This window comes from Micromonospora cynarisoli (assembly GCF_030518815.1).
Taxonomy (GTDB): domain Bacteria; phylum Actinomycetota; class Actinomycetes; order Mycobacteriales; family Micromonosporaceae; genus Micromonospora; species Micromonospora wenchangensis.
Window position 1 is genome coordinate 4,902,093 of record NZ_CP130426.1, and the last position, 22,899, is coordinate 4,924,991.

A 22,899-nucleotide genomic window follows, 5' to 3' on the forward strand; every position below is an offset into this window, starting at 1 on the left:
TCTTACCCCGTTACCTTTTTGATCGTCCCCAGCCGGGGACCCTCGGTCGCCCGGCCCGATATGACTTCCTGCCCCTGTCGAACGCATGATCCGAGGGGTGTTGTCGCCGGGTCGGGTGGCGTCGGCGGACCGCTGATAGGGACACGGCCACCCCGTGTTCGGGGTAGGTCTCTTCGTAACGTGGCTGCCGGCAGTCCGACGCCATGACTGCGGCCGAGGCCACGAAGCGATGCGTGGAGGCGGGTGCGGTGCACGACGGATACGGCGTCTACCTCGGCTTGGACGTCGGTAAGGAAGGTCACCACGCGGTTGGGTTGGCGCCGGACGGCAAGCGGCTGCACGACGCGCCGTTGCCGAACACCGAAGCCCGGCTGCGGCAACTGTTCGACAAGCTGGCCCGCCATGGCACGGTCTTGGTCGTGGTCGACCAGCCCGCCTCGATCGGTGCCCTGCCGGTCGCGGTGGCTCGCGCATGTGGTCATCAAGTGGCCTACCTGCCCGGACTGGCGATGCGTCGCATCGCTGACCTGCACCCCGGTTCGGCGAAGACCGACGCCCGGGATGCCTACGTCATCGCTGACGCGGCCCGCACCCTGCCGCACACGCTGCGCCGGGTCGACGTCAGCGACGAGGCTCTGGCCGAGCTGGAAGTCCTCGTCGGCTTCGACGACGACCTCGCCGGCGAAGCCACCCGCATCTCCAACCGCATCCGGGGCCTGCTCACCCAGATCCACCCCACCCTGGAACGCGTCCTCGGCCCGAAAGTCCACCACAAGGCGGTCCTGCAGTTGCTGTCGCGCTGCGGCGGCCCGGCCGGGCCACGCAAGGCCGGCCGCCGCAAACTGACCTCGATCGCCACCGTCCACGCACCCCGCATGGGCGACCGGCTCGTCGAGCAGATCATGACCGCCCTCGACGAGCAGACCGTCACCGTCCCAGGCACGACAGCGGCAGAGACGATCCTGTAGCCAGTGCTTCGCGCCCTCACCGCCGTCCCCAGCCCAGATCCCGAGGATGTCGCAATGCCTGTCGACCGTGACCGCCATGACGACGTAGATCGGCCGGTTCGCGACCTGACCATCGCGGATCTTGACGTTGATGGCGTCGATGAATACAATGGGATTCCCCTGTCGAGGGGGCCACTCCGCCACTCCGCCACTCCGTCCATGACCTTGTCGGTGATGGTGGAGATGGTCTGCTTCGACACCTCGGCTAGGTGCGCGGCGATCTCCCCATGGGTGCAGCCCTTGGCCGACAGCGACAGCACCATGTCGTCGACCCCGGTCAGACACTGCTGGCGCTTGCGCACGATCTGCGGCTCACCCCCCCGGCGGCGTCGCGTGGAACCCGGACCTCGACCGGGCCGACGTCGGTGAGCACGGTCTTGGTCCGGCTGCCGTTGCGGGTGCTTTTGCCTGCTGCCCGGGTCACCGGCGCAGGGCCCGCGAAGGCCCGTAGTGCGCGGGCGTCGGCGAATCTGTTCCAGTCGTCGCCGATCTCGGCCAGCAGGCGGGCACCCAGTGCACTCCGAGGCCGGGCTCACTCGTCATGATCTTCGCGTCGGAGTGCGCGGTGAACACGTTGTCGATGCGGTGTTCCAGCTGTGCCAGCGCCTGGCAGACCCCGTCGAGCTGCCAGACCAAGCCCTGCAGTTGCAGGCCCATCGCGTCCTCTACGGCTGCGGGCTGGCGCATCTGCTCGCTGCCGAGCAGGTGGTGCAGCTTGTCGGCCTCAGCGGTGATGCCACGCTGCCGGCCAGCCGCGCGCAGCATCGACGCCAGATCGTCTGCGGTCAGCGCCGCTGCGGCGGCAGGTGTCGGCGCAGCGGCCAGGACGATCCGGGCGGTAGGCGAGTCCAGCCGATATGCCGCCTACCGCGCTCGAACGCCTCAAGGCGCGGCAGCAAAGAAGACCTGTAGCCACCGTCCGGATCCGGTTGGAAATCGTGATTTGGTCCCACGCTGCGTCCTGCTGCGCCCGGGTCAGTACCCGCAGCGACTTCAGCAACTCGCTGTCCTGCGGCAACGGCCGGTGCGCCTCGACGTTGGTACGCAGGATGTTGGCCAGCACCATCGCGTCCCACGCGTCGGACTTACCCCGCGAGGACCGGTAACGGGTCTCGATAACGCGACACCGCAACGGGTCGACCGCGACACCTGCCGGTCGGCGGACCGCAGCTTAGGTGAGAAGATCGTTGACCGCAGTGGCCGCAGTGTTTGGACCATCCTCTGCGTCCATGCCCGCCGCGATGATCTTGGCGCGGCTGTCGTACTCAGGATTGGTGGTGACCTCAACGAGCCGTTGAGCCAGGCCGGACTCAGTGAGCCGTTTTAGAGGCAGCGGCCGGGGCCCGACCCCAAGGGCCGGCACGCGGTGCGCCCAGAAGAACTGATCGGCGAAGCTTGGCAGAACGACCGAGGGTTTACCATGGGCCAGGACCTGCGCGAGGGTTCCAGCCCCACCGTGATGCACCACCGCTACGACCCGCCCGAGGATCTCGTGATAATCGAGGTCTTCAACCAGATGCACCCACCGTGGGTCGAAGTTATGAGTGAGTCCGGCGACGCCCCGTTGCAGGACGATCCGTAGCCCGGCACGACGCGCGGCGGCAACCAGAAGTTGACTGACCCGGTGCGGTTCAAGAGCCGGCGTCGAGCCAAGCGTGACAAGTATCGGCGGAGGACCGGCAGCGAGGAAGCTAGACGTGCCGTGATCAAGCGTGACGCGGGTTCGAACAGGACCTTGCAGATAGCCCGTCATGATCACCTCCGCCGGCCAGTCGTCCGGCCGAGGCAGCACCTTCGGACTCACCCCGACAATCACTCCGACCCGTCGGTGTCGCAGGTTCAGCGCCTGCCGGGTGGACAGCGGTGGACGATCAAGAATTCTTGTCCCGAGCCGGTTCATGATGCGCCCGGTCAACCTCCAGGCAACCCACTCGTCAGCAGCATATGAAAGCCGGTTGCCTAAAGGTCCCAGCGTATGACCGATCCGGTGCCCCGCAGCGGAGGGGAACACGCGCGTTCGGACTGCGGGCACGTGATGCACCTCCACAACGGGTATCCCCAGGCAACCGGCGACGTCGAGTGCGGGGAACACCATCGGGTGACAGAGTATTGCCTCCGCACCCCGTGCAGCGGAGAGCATGCCCCGATAGATGCGCTCAAACTGGGGCGTCATCGCTGACATCAGTCGCGCAATCGCCACAGGATCGTAGTTTCGACGCAGGGCTGCGCGAGCCGCCGGTAGATCGAGTAGGTGACGGCTGGAGTCCATGTCGATCGGCCTCATGTCCAGACCCGCGTCACGGCCAAGGTCGCAGAACTCGCGCTGGGTCGACAGCCGCACTTGGTGGCCCGCATTGACCAACGCGCAGCCGAGTGCAACGAAAGGATCAACATCGCCACGTGATCCGAATGCCGCCAGGAGCAATATCATTTACACGCACCTTCCCGCTAGATATCGACAATGATCCTCCTTCAGTTCTACACGTGCCAGTGCCGAACAGTGAGGCGGCACTCATGGTCATATCCATCAGAGGGAATCCCGCGCTTCGCCTGCAAATTCCGCCAAGCTGGACGTTTCGCTCAGCCACCCAGGACATGGCCACCGAGAGAATATAATCCCTTGTGGTTGCACACGAAAATGCACCCCTGGGTTGCGAACCGCATGGCATTTCGGCTGCGACCGTAAGCCTAACGTTCAGGAGGGACGGACTCATATGCAACAGATCCCGTTTTCGGACCTCGAGGTAGCACCCGGCCACATTTACGAGTGGCAGCTTTGCGCTCCCGAGAATCTGGACCCGGCCCACCTTGGCGAGAAAGCCGCCTCGTTCAACCAGGAAAAGCACTTTTCGGCGGCGCTTTCCGCGCGGCGGGAGCACGCTTCTGAGGATTACTGGATCGCGATCACCTTTAAGATCCCTGGTCGCGTCGATCTGCATGCGCTCGAGAGCGCTCTTCGACACTTCGTGGAGCAACATGAAGTCTTGAGGTGTGGTTTTGAACACCTCGCCGGCGCGCTGCGGTGTGATGTTATGCCCCCTGGCGACGTCAATCTTCACTATGTAGACAGCGGAGAGATGCCAACGAGCGATGCCGCCCTTAACCATTTGAAGGCAGTTTTCGACCAAGAAATCAGCACACTGTCGTGGCCGCTGTTCCGCATGGGCGCGGTGGTCAGCGCCGATCACTCAACAGTCTTCCTGGCGTTTGACCACATTGTTTGCGACGGAGTATCCCTGGCGGTTGCCGTCAATCAAATACAGAGCGCGTATGCAGACGCCACGGCCGGGCGTCAACTTCCCTTCAAGGTCGTGGGCAGCTACCTCGACTTCGCTCAAGCTCAACGGGTAAAGTACTCCGGGATCGCATCGGATGGTCCGGAACTAGAGTACTGGCGATCTTTTGTTGCAGAATCCGGAAGCCTGTTTCCACAGATCCCACTCGACCTCGGCATTGAGAGTGGTCGTATGTATCCGGCTTACAGTGCGACAGTCCAACTCCTCGACGATGAGGATTCAAAGGCGTTCGAAAACCTGTGCTTCCGCCACAATGGAAAGCTATTCCTGGGCCTGCTGGCCGCAGTGGGGGTCGCGCTGCGGAAAGTCTCCGGAGCAACTTCGTACTACGGATTCATCCCCGTCAGCGAGCGGAGAGATCCGCAGTGGCATGAATCATTCGGGTGGTTTGTCAACACCCTGCCCATTGCATTTTCAGTGTCGAGCGACCTTTCATTTCCGGAAGTCCTCCACGCCGCACAAGAGAGCTTCAGATCCTTAATCAAGAGTGTGGACGTGCCATTCGTCAAAGCCTGGGAATTGCTGGCACCGCAGCATTACCACTTGAGAACTTGGCCATACCCTGTCAACTTTTTTTCATTCATCGACTATCGAAGAATGCCGAGTTCCGAGCAGTATCACATCTGGCGGCCGTCGACAATCCCGAACGCCTCACACACCAACACTGGAAATATGTGGTTTTATCGAAACTCGTCCGGAGTAAGCCTGAACTGCATCATGCCGGATCTGCCCCAGTGCCGGCAGGCGATGGCGGCATACCGGTCCGCCATCGCCGCAACTCTTACGGAGGTACTCCACGCAGCAGACTAGATTGAGCCCTTTCCAACCTGATCTTGCAGGTCAGGCTGGTAGCTCTGGGCCGCCGATCGATGAGGGCGAGGCTCCAGGTAAGACAGCAAATCGACCAAAACCCGATGCCCCGACCGGGAGCCTCGCCTGTGCTGTCTTACCCGTCCACGATCTCGTTGTCCAGCCGGACCTTGAACCACCTGGCCGATCGCATCCGAAGCCTCCGCCACCAGCGCCGATCCAGGTGGCGCCTCGACGCGGGGCGGCAGGCACTGCTCGCCCTGGCTCACCTGCGCAACGGTGACATCTACACCCGCCTCGCTGCCGGGTTCGCCGTCGGCGTGAGCACCGCACGGCGGTATGTCCAGGAAGCGATAGCCCTGCTCGCGACGGCCGCCGATAACCTGGCCACCGCCATGCACCGGATCCGCCGACTGGCGTACGCGATCCTGGACGGCACCCTGATCCCGATCGACCGGGTCGCCGACCAGAAGCCGTACTACTCCGGGAAACACAAGCACCATGGCGTGGACGTGCAGGTCATCGCCGATGCCGCTGGCCGCCTCGTCTGGGCTTCGCCGGCGCGGCCCGGTTCGGTCCATGACGTGACCGCAGCCCGAACCCACGGTATAATCGACGCGCTGAGCAGCGCGAACGTGATGACCTTCGCCGATAAGGGCTACCAGGGTGCTCGCGGCGGCGTGCGCACGCGTTCAAGCGACGCCGCTTCCGGCCGAAGCTGTCACGCCGGCAGAAGACCGTCAACCGCGCCCACGCGACAATCCGCGCCCGCGGCGAACGCGCGATCGCCACCCTCAAGACCTGGACGATCCTCAACAGGCTGCGCTGCTGCCCACGACGAGCGACCACGATCGTGCAGGCCATCCTCGTTCTGCACCACGTCGAAGCCAACCACTACGCAGGATGAAGAGGGCTTATTGGAGGCAATGTTGATGATCGTCACGCCGTCGTCCCGGGTGGTGACCTGCATCCGGCCCGGCGACACCGCCTCGGCGTGCGATACCGCGTCGGCTACCGCCTCGATGGGGTGGCCGAGCCCGAGCGCGACGGTGGCGGCGGCCAGGGCGTTGGATGCCTGGTGCAGCCCGTAGAGACGCAACCGCACCTCGGCGGCCTGGCCGTCATAGGTCAGCCGGAAGCCGACCCGGCCCAGTTCGTCCGTGGTCAGGTTCTCGGCACGCACGTCGGCCGGGTTGTCGATGCCGTAGGTCAGCACGCGGGCACTGGTGCGGCTCGCCATGGCGGCCACCAACGCGTCGTCGGCGTTGAGCACCGCCAACCCGCCGTCGTGGGCGTCGGGCAGGGCTTCCACGATCTCGCCCTTGGCCTGGGCGATGTTCTCTACGGACCCGAAGTCGCCAAGGTGCGCGTGCCCGATGCGGTCACGACGCTGACCGTGGGTGGGGCGATACGGGTCAGGCCACGTGCCCGATGCCGCGCGCTCCCATCTCCAACACGGGATAACGGCTGTCGGAGGTGGCGCGGGTGAGCATGTACGGCAATCCCAGCTCGTTGTTGTTCGACGCCCGGTTGGCCACCGTCTCGCCCCAGGTGGGGAGGATCTGGGCAAGGATGTCCTTGGTCGAGGTCTTGCCCACCGATCCGGTCACCCCGATCACCGTGGTCTGCGGCAACCGGTCCACCACGGCGCGGGCCAGCCGCCCGTACGCGGCCGGAACGTCCTCGACGACCACCGCCGGTACCCCGACCGGCCGTGACGCCAGCACTCCCGCCGCACCAGGCTCGATCGCCTGGGGGGCGTAGTCGTGCCCGTCGACGCGTTCACCGGGCAATGCCACGTACATCCCGCCGGGCTCCACGCGCCGGCTGTCGAACACCTCCGGGCCGTCACCGTCATCGATGCGGGGCGTCGTGGACGGCTCCGCCGACAACGGCCGCGATCTCCTGCAAGGTCATCGGAAGCACAAGGTGAACCTACCGTGCGGGGATGATCGGGGTGGGGTGGGTCACCGACGGGTGTAGCCCGAATTGCGAGGCCCTGACCGTCGATAGCTACTCGCGGAAGGTCATCTGTGTGGGAAATCTATAGAAGCATCCGCTGTCGTCAAGAGGCTCCATGAAAGCGGGGTATCTCAAGTTGCGGGGTCGGTCGCCACTCAGGCTGGGGTGAGTGAGGGTAGCGGCGGCGGTATCGCCGCCCGGTAGGCCCAGGAGCCGCACAATGGCCTGCAAACAGCGCTCAGCTGCCCGGCCGTCGCCGAAGGGCGAGTCCGCTGGCCTGCCTGTCGATCCGGTCAGGTTTCTGGTGGCGGCTTCGACGATCCGGTCGGGGCAGGTGCCGACGAGCTCACCGAGTCCGTGGTGCAGGATCTCTGGTCGTTCGGTGGTCTCTCGGGTCACCACCACCGGCACACCGAGGCTGGCGGCTTCCTCCTGCAAGCCTCCGGAGTCGGTGATGACCAGATCGGCGGCGTGCAGCAGGCCGATCATCTCCGGATACGGCAGAGGCGGTATCAGGCGGGCGTTCCGGACGTCGCCGAGCCCTGCTTGAACCTGCTGCGCCAGCTGCGGGTTCGGGTGGTTCACCAGGGCGAGGTCGAGGTCAGGGTGAGTGGTGGCGACCCGTGCGAGAGCATTGAGGATGTCGGCGACGCCGCGGCCCCAGTTCTCCCGGCGATGCACGGTTGCCACTGCCAGCTGGCGCTGAGGGTCCACCCAGGATGGTGCTCGGGCGATGCCCTGGCGCAGCAAGGTGTGCAGGGCGTCCACAACGGTGTTGCCAGTGACCACCACCTGGTGTTCGGGTATGCCCTCGGCGAGCAGGTTGCGGCGTGCGGTCGGCGTTGGCGCTAGATGCAGGTCGGCGCACCGGGCCACCGTGACCCGGTTGACCTCCTCGGGGAACGGGTGGCCGGGGTCGTGGCTGCGTAGGCCAGCCTCCAGGTGCACGACGGGAATTCGACTCCAGAACGCCACCTGCGCGCCGATGAGGGCGGTGGTGGTGTCGCCGTGCACCAGCACCGCGTTTGGTCGGTGACGGTCGAGGGCACCGTCGACGGCGGCAGTCAGCTCGGCAGCGAGTTCGGCGAGTCGGCCGGTCCGCCGCCGTACCGTCAGGATGTCGTCGGGTCGTAGCCCGAACGGTGCCAGTGCCTCGGCGACCCGGCCAGGCTGCTGCCCGGTGTCGACGACCCGGGCGGCGACGCGGGGGTCGTGGCAGAGCAGGCGGACCAAAGGAGCGATCTTGATGCCCTCGGGGCGGGTGCCCGCCAGGACCATGATCTCGGGAACGTCCACCCTGCCACGACCCATCCTTCAGCTCCGCGTGACGGCGCGGCGACGCCGGTGCATCAGAATGCCGCCGGCACCGGCGGCCACCGCGCCAAGGCCAACGGCGATCGGCGTGCCGGCGAGGGGGATGACCGGGACGGGCGGGGCGATCGCGTTCGGGCCGCAGCTCGCCGAGCCGATGGTGACGCCGGCGAGAGTGCCGCCGAGGGCGCTGAGATCCAGTGCGGTGACGGACAGCTGTCCGGTGGTGGAGCTGGTCTGGCTGTTGAGGACGAGGCTCAGCAGGCCCGGGATGCTCAGCCCGGTGTTGGGTGCCGGGTTGGCCGGCAGAGTGAGCAGGGTCGTCGGAACACCGAGCGTCGTCGATACGATGCGGGCGTTGGCCAGACTGGCGCTGCCGGTTGCCGATGGGCTGCTCGTCGCCGAGCACTGGGCGTAGAGCGCATCGGCGACCAGGGTAATGGTGGCCAGGCCGTTGACCCCCAGGGTCAGGGTGGCCCCTGCGCCGGGTGTCGCGGTGCAGGACCCGCCGCTGCCGACGTTGATGCTGCCGCCGCTGCCGAGCACACCCGCGCAGGCCGCTGAGGTGCCGTCGTTGAGCGCTCGGACGTCCTGGCCCAGCACGCCGGCGGTGATGACCGTCTGACTGCCCAGCACCGACAGCGGTGGGTTGGTATTTCCGGAGATGGACTCGGTCGTTCCGTCGTTGGTGGCGGTCGCCGTCCCGGAACTGGCGAGTCCACCGCCGAGGAGGCTGATCTGGAGGGCGCTGGCCGTCGCTTGTGAGGTGTCGGCCAACGCCGGTGAGGCTGCCAGGACGACCATCGCCAGCCCGCCCGTCAGTACGGTGGCGGTCCGGGTAAACCCCGGTCCTAGTTTGCGCATGAGACTGCTCACTCTCTGTTGCTGTTGATAAGATGAGGGATGGTCCTCGGGGTGTCCTGAAGGGGTGGTTGGGCGCCGCCTATGCTGGTGCGGATCGCTGGCACGCCAGTGGGGGTGAGCCGTTGCGGGCGTGGGTGGTGTGGGCCGGTTGCCACGGAGGTCGGGTCGGGTCGGACGGGTGTGGGTGGTGGATCGGCTGCTCGGGCGGTCTTGTGCCAGTCGGAGCGGGCGGTGAGCATCCGGCCGAACGCGATCCAGACGGCTATCGACTGCAGGTAGCTGTAGACCCAGTGGGCGATGCCGAGGCCGAGGGCGGCCGAGAGTGATAGGTGCGGTTCGCAACGGTTGCGGTAGACCAGCCCCCAGACGGCAAATGGGCTGACGCCGAACAGCACCACCAACGGGATCAGGCCCCAGCCCCCTGAGGTCCACCAGGCGGCGATGCCTCCCTCGGTGCGGCTGATGTACCAGCCGAGCACGCCGGCGCAGCCGAGATAGATGGGGGTTCCGACGAGTTGGCACCAGGGTGCGGCGAGGAAGTGGGTGATTTCCATGATGGCCGGATTGCCGATCTGTCGGGAGTTCAGCACCGAGTTCAGGTACCGGACGCATTGCATTGACCCCTGCGCCCATCGGGTGCGCTGTCGGATCAATGGCCTGACCTTGGTGAGGGCCTCCTGGGTCACCCAGCTTTCGGCGCAGTACTCGGTTCCGCCGCCGTGCAGCAGGATATGCAGGCCGAGTTCGAAGTCCTCCAGCAACGCACCGTGCCAGGGGGTGCCGTGCTCGGTGCCGAGGGCGTTGAGCAACGAGAGTCTGGTGAACTGTCCGTTGCCGCCCATGGCGACGCTGCGGGTGTGCCGGCGCAGGGCTTGCATTGCGGCGATCGGGGCGCGGAACTCCATGTCCTGCAGCCGGATGAGCAGACGCCCCCACCGATTGAGTTCCGGCGTCGGTCGGCTGCACTGGACCATCCGGACCTCGATCTGAACGGCGGCGACAGATGGCGAACCGAAGTAGCGGGGGCCGGCAAGGGCGGAGCGGCAGCGCGGATCCAGCTGACTGTCGGCGTCGAGGACCCCGACGATGGTCCGCTCAGCGTCAGCGTCGGCAGGCAGGTGATCTCTAATGGCCCGCCACGCGGCGTTGAGGGCCGCGCCCTTGCCCTGTACAGCTTCGGGCCGCCGTCGCGTGACCACCCGTACCCTGGAGTCGGCGGCAAAGGAGCGCAGAACCTTGCCGGTGCCGTCGTCGGAGTCGTCATCGACGCACCAGACGGTGACGTCCGGCATGTCGTGTAGGAGCCGACGCAGGGTCGCGGCAATGACGGTCGCCTCGTTACGGCAGGGCACGATGATGTGCCAGGAAAGCTGACGGTAATCGCCGCCGCCGGCCCGCACCGCGCGCAGGTGCAGCACGAGGATGCTCAGGACGTAGGCGCAGAAGTAGACGCACAATAGGAATGCGACGGTGTTCAGGATTGCCAGTGACGGGATCTCAGCGAACACGACCCCGCCTTCCCGGTCGGCGGCTACGGCCGACGAAGAGTAGAAAGATGATCGCCACCGCGATCAGCCCGAGGGTGCTGATGGCGGAACCGATCAGCACGTGAGCGCGTTGGTAGCCCACCTCGAACCCCCACATCCGCATGGCGGCCACGACAGCGGCGAGTCGGATTTGGTTGACGGCGGTCAACATGGTCACCGCCAATCCGACGGTGATCGCGGCTCGGGACAGGGTGAGCCGCCGGAATCCGACGAGAAGACTCGCTAGGAAACACGGCGGGATGAGCAGCATCGACACTGAGCAGCCGGTGGAGACCAGGAAGCCGACCCACTGCCTGTGGAGCGGGAAGGTGACGGCTGCGCCGACCGAGGTGGTGTCCGCCAGTCCGACGGCTGAGACGAGGTGCGCGTTGAGCCAGGCCTCGACCACGGCCACGTCGTGCCAGCGACGGAACAGGACGAGACCGAGGGCGACCCCGCAGACCGCTCCGAGTAGCGCCCGCGCCCATCCCAGCAAGGCGGCGCGGCTCATCGGGCCCGGCCTGCATAGGAGGCCAGCCACAGTGACACGCCGAGGACCACCAGGCCGATCCCAACCAGGATCCAGGAGTGAAGCGCCGCACCCGTCGTGGCCAGGCCACCACTGACGGAAGGCCCCTTCGTCGGAACCCCGTACATGTCGCATCCTTTCGGCAGTAACAGTCCCTCCTCCCCCGATCAAACATACGTGTGTCAGAGGACGAAAGGGTGCAAAACGCCTAATACTAGGATAATTCGGATCGGGTCGCTGGTGGTCGACCGGTCCCGGCTGGATGGGGCGCGGCGGGCAGGCGGGGTAACGGCTCTGCCGGGGAACCTCATCGACGAGCCGCAACGTCGTAGACAGCTTGAAGGTGCCCGCCTGATGCGGCTCGAGTACGGCCACGTCTGCAGACGAGACGGGTCCTCGGAAGGCGTGCGTTCGCTGGGTTGGCGACCGACTGGTACCCGCCGCAAGCAACGACGCAGACGGAAGCCTCGTCATCACCCCGTCCCCACGAGATTGGCTGCTGACCACGACCCTCGCCACCGCCCGACTCCCAGGCGGTGGCCGGGTCGGACCATGGGCACCCGAGGTCTTCCGGCTCAGCGACGAGATCGTCGGCACCAACTTCGGCCGCCTCGCACCGCCACTCGGCACCCGGTCCCGCACCTGTCTACCGGAAGGACGATTCAGCGCGGAGTTGGAGTTGGCTCGGGAGTAAACCGGCCGTCCGGAGAGCACGTGGTCGCTCGCAGGCCCACCACGTAGAGCAGCCGGGTCGCGCCGAGGTGAACCCCGGGCCAGACCTCTTCACGGCCGGCGCAGAGGTCCGCCAGCTCCACCAGGGTGAGGACCTCGGTGGCGATGTCCCGGGGCGGGCAAGCCGACGCGCCAGGGCCAGGGCGGCGTCGGACTGGTGGTCGGCGTGATGCGACCGCCGCACGATCGGGTCGACCGGCCCGCCGGCCACGGCCGAGGACGCTCACGCCAGTCGGTCGGCCAACATGTCTTCAAGATCCATGGAGGCGCGCCAATCTCGCTCCGATCCGCCTCGTGCGGGAGGCAGATCTGCCGGGGGAAGCCGTTGAACCTTTACCCCGGGCAGTCCGATTGCCGAGACGGATGCTGTTGCCTGAGAGAACGTCTGATTCACGTGATTTATGCATGTTGTGGTTCTAGGGGTTCTCTCCATGTTGGAGTGGTTTCGGTGGTGAGACGTTTGGCGAGGTTGTCGATCATGGCGACGGTGATCATGCTGGCGGAGTTGTCGGGTCGGGTTTCGTGGTCGAGGACGAGGCGGCGGTGGTGCATGAGCCAGCCGATGGTGCGTTCGACGACCCATCTGCGCTTGACCACGCTGAAGCCTTTGACCTGTGGGTCCTTGTGACGATCTCGACGTCGACGCCGAGGTGGGCGCCGTGTTCGATGGCGCGGCTTTTGGAGCCGGCGTCGGCCCAGGTCTTGGCCAGGGTGGGGTAGATGGCGGTGGCCTGGTCGAGCAGGTTGATGCCGATGGTGTTGGCGCTGGCGGCGGTGACGATGACGGCGAGGAGCAGGCCGAGGGTGTCGGTGATGATGCCGCGCTTGCGGCCGACGACCTTGTTTCCCGCGTCGGCGCCCTGGGTGGACAGTGCGACGTCGGTGGAGGTCCTCACGCTCTGGCTATCCATGATGGATGCGGCTGGTGTGATCGTGCGGCCGTGGTGGTCGCGGACGATGCCGGTGAATTGATAGTTCAGCTCGGTGAGGATGCCTTCTTTGCTCCAGGCGGCGAGGTGGCCGTAGACCGTCGGGTGGGGTGGGAAGTCGTGGGGTAGGTAGCGCCAGGCGATGCCGGTGCGGTTGACATAGAGGCTGGCGTTGACGATGTCGCGGAGGTCGTGGGTGGGGGTGCGGGCCGCTGACGCCGGCGTCGGTGCGGGCCTGTCTCCACGCGGTCAGGTGGGGCGCGATCAGGGCCCATCGGGCGTCGGACAGGTCGGACGGGTATGGGCGCCATTCGGTCATGCAGTAGGCGTTCGGTGGCGTGACACCGAGTCGACGGAAGTCATGTCCGTCGATGTATAGCTTAATGCGAACCAGACACCATCCCGGGGTGTGAAAAATAAGGTGTTTCCGGTCAGGGTTGAGCCGGGTGGGATGGGGCTACGCTGGCTTGAGTGGGATATGCTGCCCTGCCAGGGCCGGGGCGCCAATCGTTCACACTGGCGCGAAGGTGAAGGAAACGTCGAGTCAGTCGGGTCCAAGGGCGGCTCGTACGACGCGATAGCCGAGGCATCCAACTCTCTACACAAGACCGAACTCGGTTTCGCTGGCAGATGCCAGCGGTTGGTGCTGCAAACGACAGTCAGTTGGTCAGGACCCCAACGAAAGGTGATCCTCAAGATCATCTCTACGGGTCTCTGGGTTGACAGACTTTCCCGGTAAACGCGGGGTCTGGCTGCCGGGAGTCGGACCAGGCCGGGTTGGCGGCGATGGCCAGCGGCGGGGCCTGCCAGGCAGCGCCGAGGCGTTGCAGGAACGGGTACTCCTCGCGTCGCTGGTGGATCGGTTCCCCGGATAGGAAGGCCACCAGTCGGCTCTGTACCAGATCGCGGTCGAGTAGGCCCCCGTGCACGCCGGGCATCTCGAAGACGGGGATGCGGCTGTACTCGCCGGGCGGCGCCTCAGCAGCCGTGGTGGTGGGAATGAAGGCCAGCATCCGGATGCCCGGCACCGGACACATGAGCTGGTTGCGGTAGAACGGCGCGTCGTCGACCAGGGAACGGATGAACGGCTCGTCGGGACCGGTGCTCGGGCCGCCGATCAGGCGCATCGCGTTGAAAACGAACCGTAGCTGCCAGCCAGTGACCACGCCCCATCCCCGATCCTGGTTCGGCGGTGGATAGTAGGCGCGCCCCGCGTTGATCAGTGGGCTGAACATCGCCAATGTGTCGACGGACGGGTGCGCGCCCTGCTCGAGGTAGGTGCGGGCAACCATGGCCCCCTCGCTCTCCCCGATCAGGGCGACCGATCGACCGGTGCGCCGGTGCAGCCTGCGCACCTGTTCGTCCAGCAGCCGCACGCTGTCCGCCACCGAGATCGTGGTGTCACGCGGCCGATAGGGCAGGGGAATACCGTCGGGTCCCAGCCCTCGGTAGGAGAATCGTTCGACCCGCTCATCGGGAGGCTGCTCACCCCGGTACGAGGAGGCGTAACCTGCGAGGACGATTACCGCCTGCCGCACGTGGGGAGGTAGCGGGCGATTGAGCACCACAGCCTCGGTCCGCAGGTTCTTGCCCGGTACAGCGTCCGCCAATGGCGGGAGGAGCAGCGGCACCGCGAGGGCGAGAAGCGCCGCAACGGGCGTCGCCGGCACTCTCGCCCACCGTGTGGACGGATCGATCAGGGCCGAGCGGATCGCCCGGTTCCACAGCAGGCCGTTGATCGCTCCCGCCATCGCGGCCACCGGCACTGGCCACCAATGCCGGAGGCTCCAACAGAGGGCCCCGGAGATGGTCAGCACCACGAAGTTGAGCAGCGACCAGCTGACCAGCGACATCGACGGCAGCCCCCTCCACCACGGGGCCACTACGGCGGCGCGTCCCAGGAACGGCGCCAGCAGGAACACCGGCACCAGCGAGGCCAGCAACACCCAGGACAGCGCCACCACCGACGCCGCCACCGAGATCAACGCCCACGGCGCCACGAAGATCGCGACCAGCGCGGCGAGTCCGAGGTTGCGTCGCAGCAACCACCGCACCTGCGGGCGCGGCACCTCACCCGGCCACGCCAGCATCACCAGCACCGTATGGAACAGGCCTCGAGCGACCACCAGCAGGCTGAGCCAGCACAGGAACGACGGCCAGGAATCGTGGTAGACGTACAGCCACCGCAGGTCATGGTAGGTGTCGTACGGCCACACCGCCGTCGTCTGGGGCGCCAGCCCCCGTGCCGCGACGAAACCTGACGCCACTAGGACAACGGCCTCGATCGTCGGGGACACCGCAGTGAACAGCAGCAGCCCGACCAGTCTGCGGTCCGCCGCCAGCACCACGCCCCCCACCATCGACCCCCTGCTAATCAGGCTTGCGCATCACGTAGCACCGTGGGGCGGATACGGCGACATCATCCCGGGAAGGGGGAGAGGCCGCTACGGACACGATGCAGTCGCCTGTTGGGCAGACAGCCGGCAAAGGCACAGCTGGGAGCGCTGAGGGCATCCATCAGGCGTCGCGGCGGCTGGGAAGCCTTCAGAGTGGCGGTTGCGCTGGAACGGGATTGCGCCTTCCTCGCAGCATTGCGTCGAAGGCAATGATGGCCACGAGCACCAGATTCGAGCTAACCGCAGCGAGCAGTGGGGTGAGCATGAGCGCCAGGGGGGAAAGTGCGCCGAGGATCGATATGCCGGCGAGTAGGGGCCAACCGACTCGACCGAACACCTCGTACTCGAATCGGGTTCGACCGAGAAGAAAGGTGGCAGGGCCGCCGAGTATGACAACGAGCCAGGCTGGGTCGACCGCGCCGGCCGGCTCCGCGATGATTATTCTCGCGCTGGCAGCGGCGGCGACAACCCCGCCAATCATAAGCAAGTGAGTGTATGGTGCGGATCGTGCGAAAAGGCCAGGCTCTTCGGCTTTCTCGATAGCTTCGGTCAGTTGTACGGCGGCCCGATGCACGTAAATGCGAAACATGACGACAGCACTGGCGAACGCCACGGCGATTGCTATGGTTCGCTCGGCGGTGACTGCGCGTTCGCTGTAGGTCATGCCGGCGACCAAGATGATGTCACCGAGGGTGATGATAAAGAATTGATGGTATCGCTCAGCCATGTGTTCGGCGACAGGGCTGAAATGGCTCACCCCGATACGCGGTCGACGCGGGATCGGGTAGCCGAACGCAAAAGCGATATAGTCGATAGCCACCGCCACCCCCCAGAGGGGCAGACGCTGTTCGGCGCTGACGAAGGCGCCAAGAACCCAGACGACGGCAGAGATCCAAAACCACATCCAAATTCGTAGGGCACGACGGCGAGCCTTCGAGTCGTGGAGGGTAAGGTAGAACAATAGCCCGCGACCCAGGTGGCTAGCCACGTAGGCCCCGGCGAATATGGGCGCCCTGTCGGCGAATGCGGCCGGCAGCGCAGCGGCCATCATGAGTGCACCGAACATGACGCCTGCGGTTACCACCTGAATGACCCAACTGTTTGGGTTGTAAAGGTCCGTAACGAGGGCAGTGATGACCCACACCCACCAGACGGCCATGAGTACGATGACCGTCTCGATGACCCCCTTCCATGACAGATCGGCCACGAGGCTATCGGATAGCAGGGCAAGCGCGACAACGAAGACGACGTCGAAGAAGAGTTCGAGGAGCGTGGCGCGGCGTGGTGTGTCGGCAGCACGCAGCAGGCCATTCGAACGAACAGACATCACGAACTCCACGAACCGTCCGTCGAGGTGCCAACCTGCGAGCCACCCGCACGCAAATGCCACGACGGTCCCGGTATCGGCGCCAATTCAGCCGGCCGGTTGGTCTGGGCCTCACCCGCACGCCCCAGAGCGGTGCGGGACCCAACCGACGCCCGCAACCCCAGCCCAACCGACATCCTGACTGGCGCGAACATATCGACCCCCCGTGGTAGGAGCAAGCATGACCGACCTGACGGTGAAGACCGCAGCGGTGGTGTGGGCGCTTGCACCGATGACCGCGTCAACGCCTTCTGCAGGACGTTCCTGCGGGTCGGCGGCAGACGTTCTCCGTCGTACGGCCGACCTGGGGACAGCGGCGGGTCCGAGACGTGTTCACCCGGCACCACCTCTGGGGTGAATCACGCGGCGCGCCATGACGGCGTCACGGACAGGATCCTGACCAGACCAGCAGATAGGGTCGCCCGGTCGGTGTCGACGACTAGCAAGGACAGACCCAATGAACGGCACGTCAACGCGGCCAGATCGCAATTGAGCTCACCGTGGATCACCAGCCCGAACCCAAGAGCATTGGTCCCTCGTGGAACCAGCCAAGAAGGCCCGATCCTTACCGTAATCGACAAACTCACCAAATGCCTCACCCCGACCTGTGGCGAACCCCTGGGCTCTTTGAATCTATGCAAAGTGCGCGGCTCCGGCGCGCCCCTAAGGGACGCTGCAGAAGTAGAGCACTGCGGTGAGCATGCCGACCGAGCCGGTGACTTGGGAGGATGTCCAGCCACCGGGGCCGGTAGCAGACAGGTGGAGAGTGCCTGTGCCGATGGCGAGCAACGGACCGGGGATAGTGACCGTGGTGGCGTTGGCGGCGAGAGTTCCGCCTCCGGAAAAGGCACCCGAGAGGGACCATGTGAAGGCGCTGCGAGTCAGGCCGCCGACGGGTAGGTCCCAGGTGAAGGTCGGCGGCGACAATAGGCCGGCGGTGCATCGCAGGTTGATCGGGGGATTGACTGTCCCGGCCCGGAAGGTATCAGTGCCGTACTCGGTGCCGGTCCAGGATGCCATCGCCGCCTGTGGTGGTGCGACCACACTGCCCGTCCCGGCGAGCATGATGGCCACTGTGCTGATGGTCCAGCGACGCAACATGAGTCGGGTTGCCCCCACCAATCGTCGGGCGGACAACAGTCGCGGCTTCACGGCTGTCGCACCCGAAGTCGACGTCTGCGGGTGGAACGCATGATCAGCAGACCGGCGATGAACGCACCGGCGCCGGCGATAATCGGTGTCCGCAGCTCGGTACCGGTGCGGGGAAGAGGGCCGACGCTACCGCCTGCCGATGCCTGGTCGCCGAAGCCGATGGCCGTGACGACGAGGTCGGCCGTCCCCGCGACCACAGTGTTGGTGAGTAGACTCGCGGTGATGAGCACCCAGCGTTGCTGATTGGCACGCATCGAACTGATGGTTACGGGGTGTGCGGTCAGCGCGGCGGCGGATTCCCGGGGAAGAACCTGCTCCTGCTGGCCGGTGGGGCAGGCCTTTCTTACCCAACGCACGGCGCACACCGCGACCATGATCTGGAGTCCGTTGGGATTGAGGGCGAGTGCGCCCAATGCTGCCAGGGAGATTGTCACCGTGCCGGGCTGCCGTGCCTGCGCCACGACGCCGACCTGCCAGGGCACCGGATCGTTCGGCACCATGTGGGTCATGCGGTCCTGGTCGCCGATAGAGATCAGGGTGAGAATCCTGCTACGGATGACCTTCTCGGTCGGTTCTGCGCGCGCCTGGTCGGGGGGCACCAGTACTGCGGCGGTGAGGCCCGAGAGCACCGCTACAGCGATGAGTGAACGTCTTGCACGTGAGCCGATGTCCGATGACGCGCCGTTCGACGGGGGGCGGCGCCCAGGATCTGGCCCGGTCGCCGCCGATGGCCTACGTCGAAGCCAGGGGCGCTTGCGCAGCGTTCGCGGGGCGGTGTCCCGTGGCCAGAACGCCCAGGTGACGATCAGGGCGACGCCAATCGCGATCATGCTTGTCACGTAGATGTTCGACATGGTGCGCACCGCGTACCCGAGTTTGGGCACCGACCACTCGACAAGCCGCACGTGTGTCACCGCGTGCGGTACAGGATCGTTGGACTCGTTCGCGTCCCCACGCAGGGTGAGCAGACGGACAGATCCTCCACCGTCGGCAATGCCAACCACGCGGTGGGTGAGTGGGGGCAACGGGGTACGATCGACAGTTACGACATCTCCCACGGCGACCTCAGAGGCAGGAATCTCCCGTACCACCGCCAGCGATCCGGTAGGAATGGTCGGCTCCATCGATCCGGTCTTGAACAGGACAAGGGAGATGTCGAAGACCAGAGCCAGCGAAACAAGAACGACGCACACCGCCCCGCCGAGGGCGAGCAGGGTCAGCGCCAGATCGGCGACCCGGACAAGGACGCTGTGCTGCTGAGGGAATCGTCCCACCATCTGCGGGGATCCTTACGTAGACGTGGAAGTGAACCGCCAGGTGACGGAGCCGGTCGTGCCCTGGTAGGTGTTGCTGGCGCCGGACTGGATCCGCGTCTCGAAGCAGAAGCGCAACTGCGGTGTCGCACCGCCCGGAGCCGTTATGGGAGAGGAGACCGCAGGCGAGGGCACCGAGGTGATACTCGTGTAGCTGGGGCCGACGATCCAGATCGGGGATCCACTGAAGGCAGCGGCGGCGCAGGTGGTGCCGGTGGTAGCGGTCCGCACCACGCGATACTCCAAGACTGACAGGAGCAGGCCCGAGTTGTTCGACGAATTGCTCAAGGCGACGGTCCCACCGGTGGTCGACGTCGATGTCGTCCGGATGTCGATCCATGTGTAGTACGAGACTGCGGGGGGCATCGCCGTGGCGTTGAAGACCAACATCGCGGCGTTCGCAGCCGGAGTGTGACTGGCCCAACTGCTCGACGAGGTCTGCGATTCTGTGCCGAAAACGCTGGCGGCGAACGACCCTGTGCCGTACTCGCCGTCGGTCCACGACGCGAGTGTGGACGTCGTCCCGAAGCCGAGGACGAGCGCGCCGGCGAGTACGGCACGGACCCTTCGCAGCCGCGGCGAACCGGCCGCAGTCCGGTGGGTGACCACGGACATCGCCCTAGACGGACTCCGCCAACAGCTGCCACGTCTGCACGACGGACGTGCCCTGCACCAGAGACGGTCCCGCCGTGACGACGAAACACAGGAAGGCAGGCGCGCCGGGTGCTGTGGGTGGTGTGCCCTCAGCCAGGTTGAACGACGCTGCGCCGGCGACCGAGTCGAGCGGGGTACCTTGGTTCACGATCCACGTCGGGGTCGTGGGTGTCGCATCGCAGTCGGCGAATGTGGGAACGGTCGCGATTCCGTAGGTGAGACCGACGAAGGCTGGCGGTGCGGGGGTGGCCGACGCCACCGTGACCGTGGCGTCGTACGTAGTGGCTGCAGTCAGTCGAACGGCGAACGGCGCCGCCACAACATCACCGGGGCTGATGTCATCGAAGCCGGTGCTGAAGGCCAGGGCCGCCGCCGAGCCTGTCGTGGAATGCTCCCCGTAGGTGGTGCCGTCGGTGCTCCCCTCGATGCCGAAACTGCCTGCGCTGAAGGTGCCCGTGGCGTACTCCGAGTCGTTCCACGCGGCGAGAGTGATCGTTGCTCCGACGCCGAGGGCGAGCCCTCCGGCGAGGATCGCTTTGAGCTTGCGGCGGTTCGTTCGGCTGGCCGACTCGCCGCTGATGCTCCCTGCTTCTTCCCCCAACTTGTCCTCCTGTACGACGCTAACTCGCTGTGTCGGCGACACGGCGCAGTGGTGGTCTGACCCGGACTGCTCTCCTGCGGCGGGCCGCCGCTCAGGCGTACCGGAACGAGGTGAAGCAGCCGCACAGGGTGTAATATAGCCACTAATCAGACATACCATGCCATATTGCCAATAGTCTGAGCCAGACCCTCCAGCGGACCGGGGGAACCTCACGGTATCGATCCCCCTCGGACACGAACCAAATTCCAACGGTGTGCGCCAAGATCCGCTATGGCGCGCACCGTTGGTGTTTGGTGGTTGTAGGTCAGCTTGAGCCGGAGGAGCCGGTACAGGTCGGGCTTGTGCTCAGGCTCAGCCTCGGCGAGGGCTCCGGCGATGTCGCCCAATTCGGCGACCAGCGAGGCGATGTCGTCAACGGTCATCGCCTCGACGGCCTGGGTTCTGGCCGCTGGTGGGTGCGCTGCGAGCGCTTGGTGCCGCTGCTGTTCGGCCTCGGCGATCCATGCGGTCACGACGGCTGGGCTGGCCCCTTCGTCGAGGGCTTTCTTGTAGCTGGCGATCTTCTTGTCGAACTCGGCGCCGGGTTGCGTGCCGGCTGCTGCTTGGGGAGTGCCGCCTCTTCGGGTGTGGCGAGTTGTTGAGCGAGCAGTCTGATGGTCTGATCGGCGGAAGCCGCAACGCCCGCCGGTGACGCCCGGACGAGGGGGTGCCTGCGCTGCTGCTGCGGTGCCCCGGTTATGGCGACGGGCGTACTGCCGCGTACTGACCCTTGTGGTAGAGCAGGGGCGCACTGTCGCCGGTGTGCTGCCCCCGCAGCGCCTCGACGAGCACGATCACGTGGTCGCCGGCCGGGATCCGCTCGGCCACCCGCCCGACCAGCGAGGCGATCGGTGAATTCAGCAGCGGCACCTCGTATGGTCCGGGCCGCCAGTCGGCGTGCGCCGCGAACCGGTCGATGCCGCTGGTGGCGAAGGTACGGGCGGCCTCGTGCTGACCCTCGCCCAGCAGATGCACCCCGACGTGTTCCGCCTGCGCCATGGTCGGCCAACTGGACGAGCTGCGGTTCAGGCAGAACGAGACCAGTAACGGCCGCAGCGACACCGACGTGAACGACGTCGCGGTGAACCCGACCGGAGGCGCGCCGGGTGCGGTCACCACCGCGACGGTGGCGGCCTGCTGGCGGAGCAGGGCACGGAAGGTCTCCGGGTTCAACGGCATGGTCATGGTCACCAGCTGCTCGCCTCCACCGCGACGACCGGCACCAGGGGCGGCGCCCCCCGGACCGCCTCCAGAAACGACACGATCTCCGCCGCCACGGCCCGATGCTGGAGGTCGTTGAGGACGTCGTGGTGGGCGCCGCGAACGATCGACAGCCGTGCCGACGGCAGGGACTTGGCCAGGCGGGCCAGTTCGGCCTGACCGGCCAGCGGGTCAGTGTCACCGACCAACAGCAGGTGCGGCAGGTCACTCGTGTTGCCGTACGCCGCGTCCAGCAGTTCGGCGGGCACGCTCGCGGCCAGCGAGCCGGGCTGGACCGTCGGATCGTCGGTGAGCACCCCCCGATGCACCGGGCAGTGGGTGCGGGCGTCCAACTCGTCGTCCCAGCCGCCGAGCTGCCGCGCCTCGTAGCCGGGTGGTGCGGCGAGTACGACTGCCTGTGGCCACCAGGCGGCCTTCGTCGGGTCCGGCCGGGCCACCAGCGCACCGAGCGCGGCGGCCCCGATGTCGGCACCCACCAGCACCAGCGGCCGGACCATGTCCGCGATCCCGGCTACCGCCTCGGTCAACGACCCGGCGAGCCGGTCGAGGGCGCCTGACACGTCGTCGCGGTCGATCTCGGGTGGCGGCAGAACGCGTACCCGGTACGCGTCGGCGGCCAGTCGTGCACCGAACCGGCCGTAGCTCGCCGGCACCTCGCCCCGGCCGGGTACCACGACAACCGTGCCCCGGGTGCGTAGCCCACTCGGGGCGGAATGGTCAGCGTACTGCGTGGACATGAGGGACGCCCTTCGTTGCGACGGTAGTGGTCGGTGCGGCGTGGCCGAGGACGCGGTCGAGGACCGCGCCGGCACCGGCCGGGGGAAGCTGCCCGCCTCGCCAGGCCACGTGCTGGTCGGGCCGGACGAGAACGTGATCGGCGCCGTAGAGGCGGCGGGCCGGCTCGTCGGTCAGGTGCACGACGGTGAACGGCAGTCCTCGGCCGCCGGCCTCCGCCACGAACGCCCGCTCCACCTCCCGGCCACCGCCGAACACCAACAGTCCGAAGGCGTTGCCGATCCGGTCGTAGAGCGTGTCGCCCCACGGGTCGACGTAGCCGTCCGGGGCCCGGTGGCCGGGACGGGGATCGTCCTCGTACCGGTCGGGGTGCCAGGGTGTCTCCTCGGTGAGCTGGTTCTGGTCGTACCAGAGCACGCCAGAGCCCAGTTGCTCGCCGCCGAACACGACATCGAA

Annotated in this window: 18 protein-coding genes and 6 pseudogenes; 3 read left to right on the forward strand and 21 right to left on the reverse strand. The window is 66.4% G+C overall.

Annotated elements, in window-relative coordinates; translation table 11 throughout:
* Positions 1-203 precede the first annotated feature (203 nt).
* Positions 204-965: pseudogene (locus Q2K16_RS21240) on the forward strand (IS110 family transposase); the annotation flags it as partial.
* On the opposite strand, the pseudogene Q2K16_RS21245 reads toward Q2K16_RS21240, so the two are convergent.
* From Q2K16_RS21245 to Q2K16_RS21255, 4 genes and pseudogenes are all read right to left on the reverse strand, one after another.
* Positions 966-1,422: pseudogene (locus tag Q2K16_RS21245) on the reverse strand (transposase); the annotation flags it as partial. It abuts the pseudogene before it with no gap.
* 21 nt (positions 1,423-1,443) lie between these two features.
* Positions 1,444-1,521: pseudogene (locus Q2K16_RS33070) on the reverse strand (hypothetical protein); the annotation flags it as partial.
* A gap of 210 nt (positions 1,522-1,731) precedes the next feature.
* On the reverse strand, positions 1,732-2,139 hold the full coding sequence (locus Q2K16_RS33075; RefSeq protein WP_368052496.1) for an IS110 family transposase: 408 nt from the start codon (positions 2,137-2,139) through the stop codon (positions 1,732-1,734).
* A 39-nt stretch (positions 2,140-2,178) separates the two neighbouring features.
* Entirely contained in the window at positions 2,179-3,438 is a 1,260-nt protein-coding gene (locus tag Q2K16_RS21255) for a glycosyltransferase (protein WP_302739585.1), read from the reverse strand.
* Positions 3,439-3,721: 283 nt separating this feature from the next.
* Here Q2K16_RS21255 and Q2K16_RS21260 point away from each other — a divergent pair, with 283 nt between their 5' ends.
* Both Q2K16_RS21260 and Q2K16_RS21265 read left to right on the forward strand, forming a co-directional pair.
* Complete coding sequence (locus tag Q2K16_RS21260; protein ID WP_302739586.1) at positions 3,722-5,113, forward strand: condensation domain-containing protein; 1,392 nt, start codon at positions 3,722-3,724, stop codon at positions 5,111-5,113.
* A gap of 128 nt (positions 5,114-5,241) precedes the next feature.
* A pseudogene (locus Q2K16_RS21265) lies at positions 5,242-6,020 on the forward strand (transposase family protein).
* Between the two features lie 195 nt (positions 6,021-6,215).
* Here the strand turns inward: Q2K16_RS21265 and Q2K16_RS21270 are convergent.
* The 17 genes and pseudogenes from Q2K16_RS21270 to Q2K16_RS21355 form a co-directional block, all read right to left on the reverse strand.
* Positions 6,216-6,575: pseudogene (locus tag Q2K16_RS21270) on the reverse strand (Mur ligase family protein); the annotation flags it as partial.
* Positions 6,529-6,918: a Mur ligase family protein gene (locus Q2K16_RS21275; RefSeq protein ID WP_302746569.1), complete on the reverse strand. Its 390-nt coding sequence runs from the start codon at positions 6,916-6,918 to the stop codon at positions 6,529-6,531. The pseudogene Q2K16_RS21270 and the gene Q2K16_RS21275, both read right to left, overlap by 47 nt.
* A 208-nt stretch (positions 6,919-7,126) precedes the next feature.
* Positions 7,127-8,371 carry a non-hydrolyzing UDP-N-acetylglucosamine 2-epimerase gene (gene wecB, locus Q2K16_RS21280; RefSeq protein ID WP_302739588.1) on the reverse strand — a complete coding sequence of 415 codons (1,245 nt, stop codon included), beginning with the start codon at positions 8,369-8,371 and terminating at the stop codon, positions 7,127-7,129.
* A gap of 18 nt (positions 8,372-8,389) precedes the next feature.
* Entirely contained in the window at positions 8,390-9,250 is an 861-nt protein-coding gene (locus tag Q2K16_RS21285) for a choice-of-anchor P family protein (RefSeq protein ID WP_302739589.1), read from the reverse strand.
* Between the two features lie 8 nt (positions 9,251-9,258).
* Complete coding sequence (locus tag Q2K16_RS21290; RefSeq protein WP_302739591.1) at positions 9,259-10,758, reverse strand: glycosyltransferase; 1,500 nt, start codon at positions 10,756-10,758, stop codon at positions 9,259-9,261.
* Positions 10,748-11,287, reverse strand: coding sequence for a hypothetical protein (locus tag Q2K16_RS21295; RefSeq protein WP_302739593.1), 540 nt, complete (start codon positions 11,285-11,287; stop codon positions 10,748-10,750). Before Q2K16_RS21295 ends, Q2K16_RS21290 begins: the two co-directional genes overlap by 11 nt.
* A gap of 1,149 nt (positions 11,288-12,436) precedes the next feature.
* Positions 12,437-13,285: pseudogene (locus Q2K16_RS33080) on the reverse strand (IS5 family transposase).
* Positions 13,286-13,670: 385 nt separating this feature from the next.
* On the reverse strand, positions 13,671-15,314 hold the full coding sequence (locus tag Q2K16_RS21310) for a lipase family protein (protein WP_302739594.1): 1,644 nt from the start codon (positions 15,312-15,314) through the stop codon (positions 13,671-13,673).
* A gap of 196 nt (positions 15,315-15,510) precedes the next feature.
* A complete protein-coding gene (locus Q2K16_RS21315) occupies positions 15,511-16,701 on the reverse strand; it encodes a low temperature requirement protein A (RefSeq protein WP_302739596.1) in 1,191 nt (396 codons plus the stop codon).
* 690 nt (positions 16,702-17,391) lie between these two features.
* The gene (locus tag Q2K16_RS21320; protein WP_302739597.1) at positions 17,392-17,802 is read right to left on the reverse strand and encodes a hypothetical protein; all 411 of its coding nucleotides are present in this window, start codon (positions 17,800-17,802) and stop codon (positions 17,392-17,394) included.
* Positions 17,803-17,876: 74 nt separating this feature from the next.
* Entirely contained in the window at positions 17,877-19,157 is a 1,281-nt protein-coding gene (locus Q2K16_RS21325) for a signal peptidase I (RefSeq protein WP_302739599.1), read from the reverse strand.
* A 12-nt stretch (positions 19,158-19,169) separates the two neighbouring features.
* Positions 19,170-19,808 carry a hypothetical protein gene (locus Q2K16_RS21330; protein ID WP_302739600.1) on the reverse strand — a complete coding sequence of 213 codons (639 nt, stop codon included), beginning with the start codon at positions 19,806-19,808 and terminating at the stop codon, positions 19,170-19,172.
* A gap of 4 nt (positions 19,809-19,812) precedes the next feature.
* Positions 19,813-20,490, reverse strand: a complete 678-nt coding sequence (locus Q2K16_RS21335) for a SipW-dependent-type signal peptide-containing protein (RefSeq protein ID WP_302739602.1) — start codon at positions 20,488-20,490, stop codon at positions 19,813-19,815.
* Between the two features lie 167 nt (positions 20,491-20,657).
* Positions 20,658-20,960 carry a hypothetical protein gene (locus tag Q2K16_RS21340; protein ID WP_302739603.1) on the reverse strand — a complete coding sequence of 101 codons (303 nt, stop codon included), beginning with the start codon at positions 20,958-20,960 and terminating at the stop codon, positions 20,658-20,660.
* A gap of 223 nt (positions 20,961-21,183) precedes the next feature.
* The gene (locus tag Q2K16_RS21345; protein ID WP_302739604.1) at positions 21,184-21,672 is read right to left on the reverse strand and encodes a flavin reductase family protein; all 489 of its coding nucleotides are present in this window, start codon (positions 21,670-21,672) and stop codon (positions 21,184-21,186) included.
* Between the two features lie 2 nt (positions 21,673-21,674).
* A complete protein-coding gene (locus tag Q2K16_RS21350; RefSeq protein WP_302739605.1) occupies positions 21,675-22,445 on the reverse strand; it encodes an alpha/beta fold hydrolase in 771 nt (256 codons plus the stop codon).
* Positions 22,426-22,890 carry an aromatic-ring hydroxylase C-terminal domain-containing protein gene (locus tag Q2K16_RS21355; protein WP_302739607.1) on the reverse strand — a complete coding sequence of 155 codons (465 nt, stop codon included), beginning with the start codon at positions 22,888-22,890 and terminating at the stop codon, positions 22,426-22,428. The genes Q2K16_RS21350 and Q2K16_RS21355 overlap by 20 nt, the downstream gene beginning before the upstream one ends.
* Between the last annotated feature and the right edge of the window lie 9 nt (positions 22,891-22,899).

Excerpts from the sequence above, each read along its gene's own strand:
- Q2K16_RS21285 (WP_302739589.1), bottom strand. The coding sequence starts at position 9,250 with ATGCGCAAACTAGGACCGGGGTTTACCCGGACCGCCACCGTACTGACG.
- Q2K16_RS21330 (WP_302739600.1), bottom strand. The coding sequence starts at position 19,808 with ATGTCCGTGGTCACCCACCGGACTGCGGCCGGTTCGCCGCGGCTGCGA.
- Q2K16_RS21350 (WP_302739605.1), bottom strand. The coding sequence starts at position 22,445 with ATGTCCACGCAGTACGCTGACCATTCCGCCCCGAGTGGGCTACGCACC.
- Q2K16_RS21255 (WP_302739585.1), bottom strand. The coding sequence starts at position 3,438 with ATGATATTGCTCCTGGCGGCATTCGGATCACGTGGCGATGTTGATCCT.
- Q2K16_RS21325 (WP_302739599.1), bottom strand. The coding sequence starts at position 19,157 with ATGGTGGGACGATTCCCTCAGCAGCACAGCGTCCTTGTCCGGGTCGCC.
- Q2K16_RS21275 (WP_302746569.1), bottom strand. The coding sequence starts at position 6,918 with ATGTACGTGGCATTGCCCGGTGAACGCGTCGACGGGCACGACTACGCC.
- Q2K16_RS21345 (WP_302739604.1), bottom strand. The coding sequence starts at position 21,672 with ATGACCATGCCGTTGAACCCGGAGACCTTCCGTGCCCTGCTCCGCCAG.
- Q2K16_RS21260 (WP_302739586.1), top strand. The coding sequence starts at position 3,722 with ATGCAACAGATCCCGTTTTCGGACCTCGAGGTAGCACCCGGCCACATT.
- Q2K16_RS21295 (WP_302739593.1), bottom strand. The coding sequence starts at position 11,287 with ATGAGCCGCGCCGCCTTGCTGGGATGGGCGCGGGCGCTACTCGGAGCG.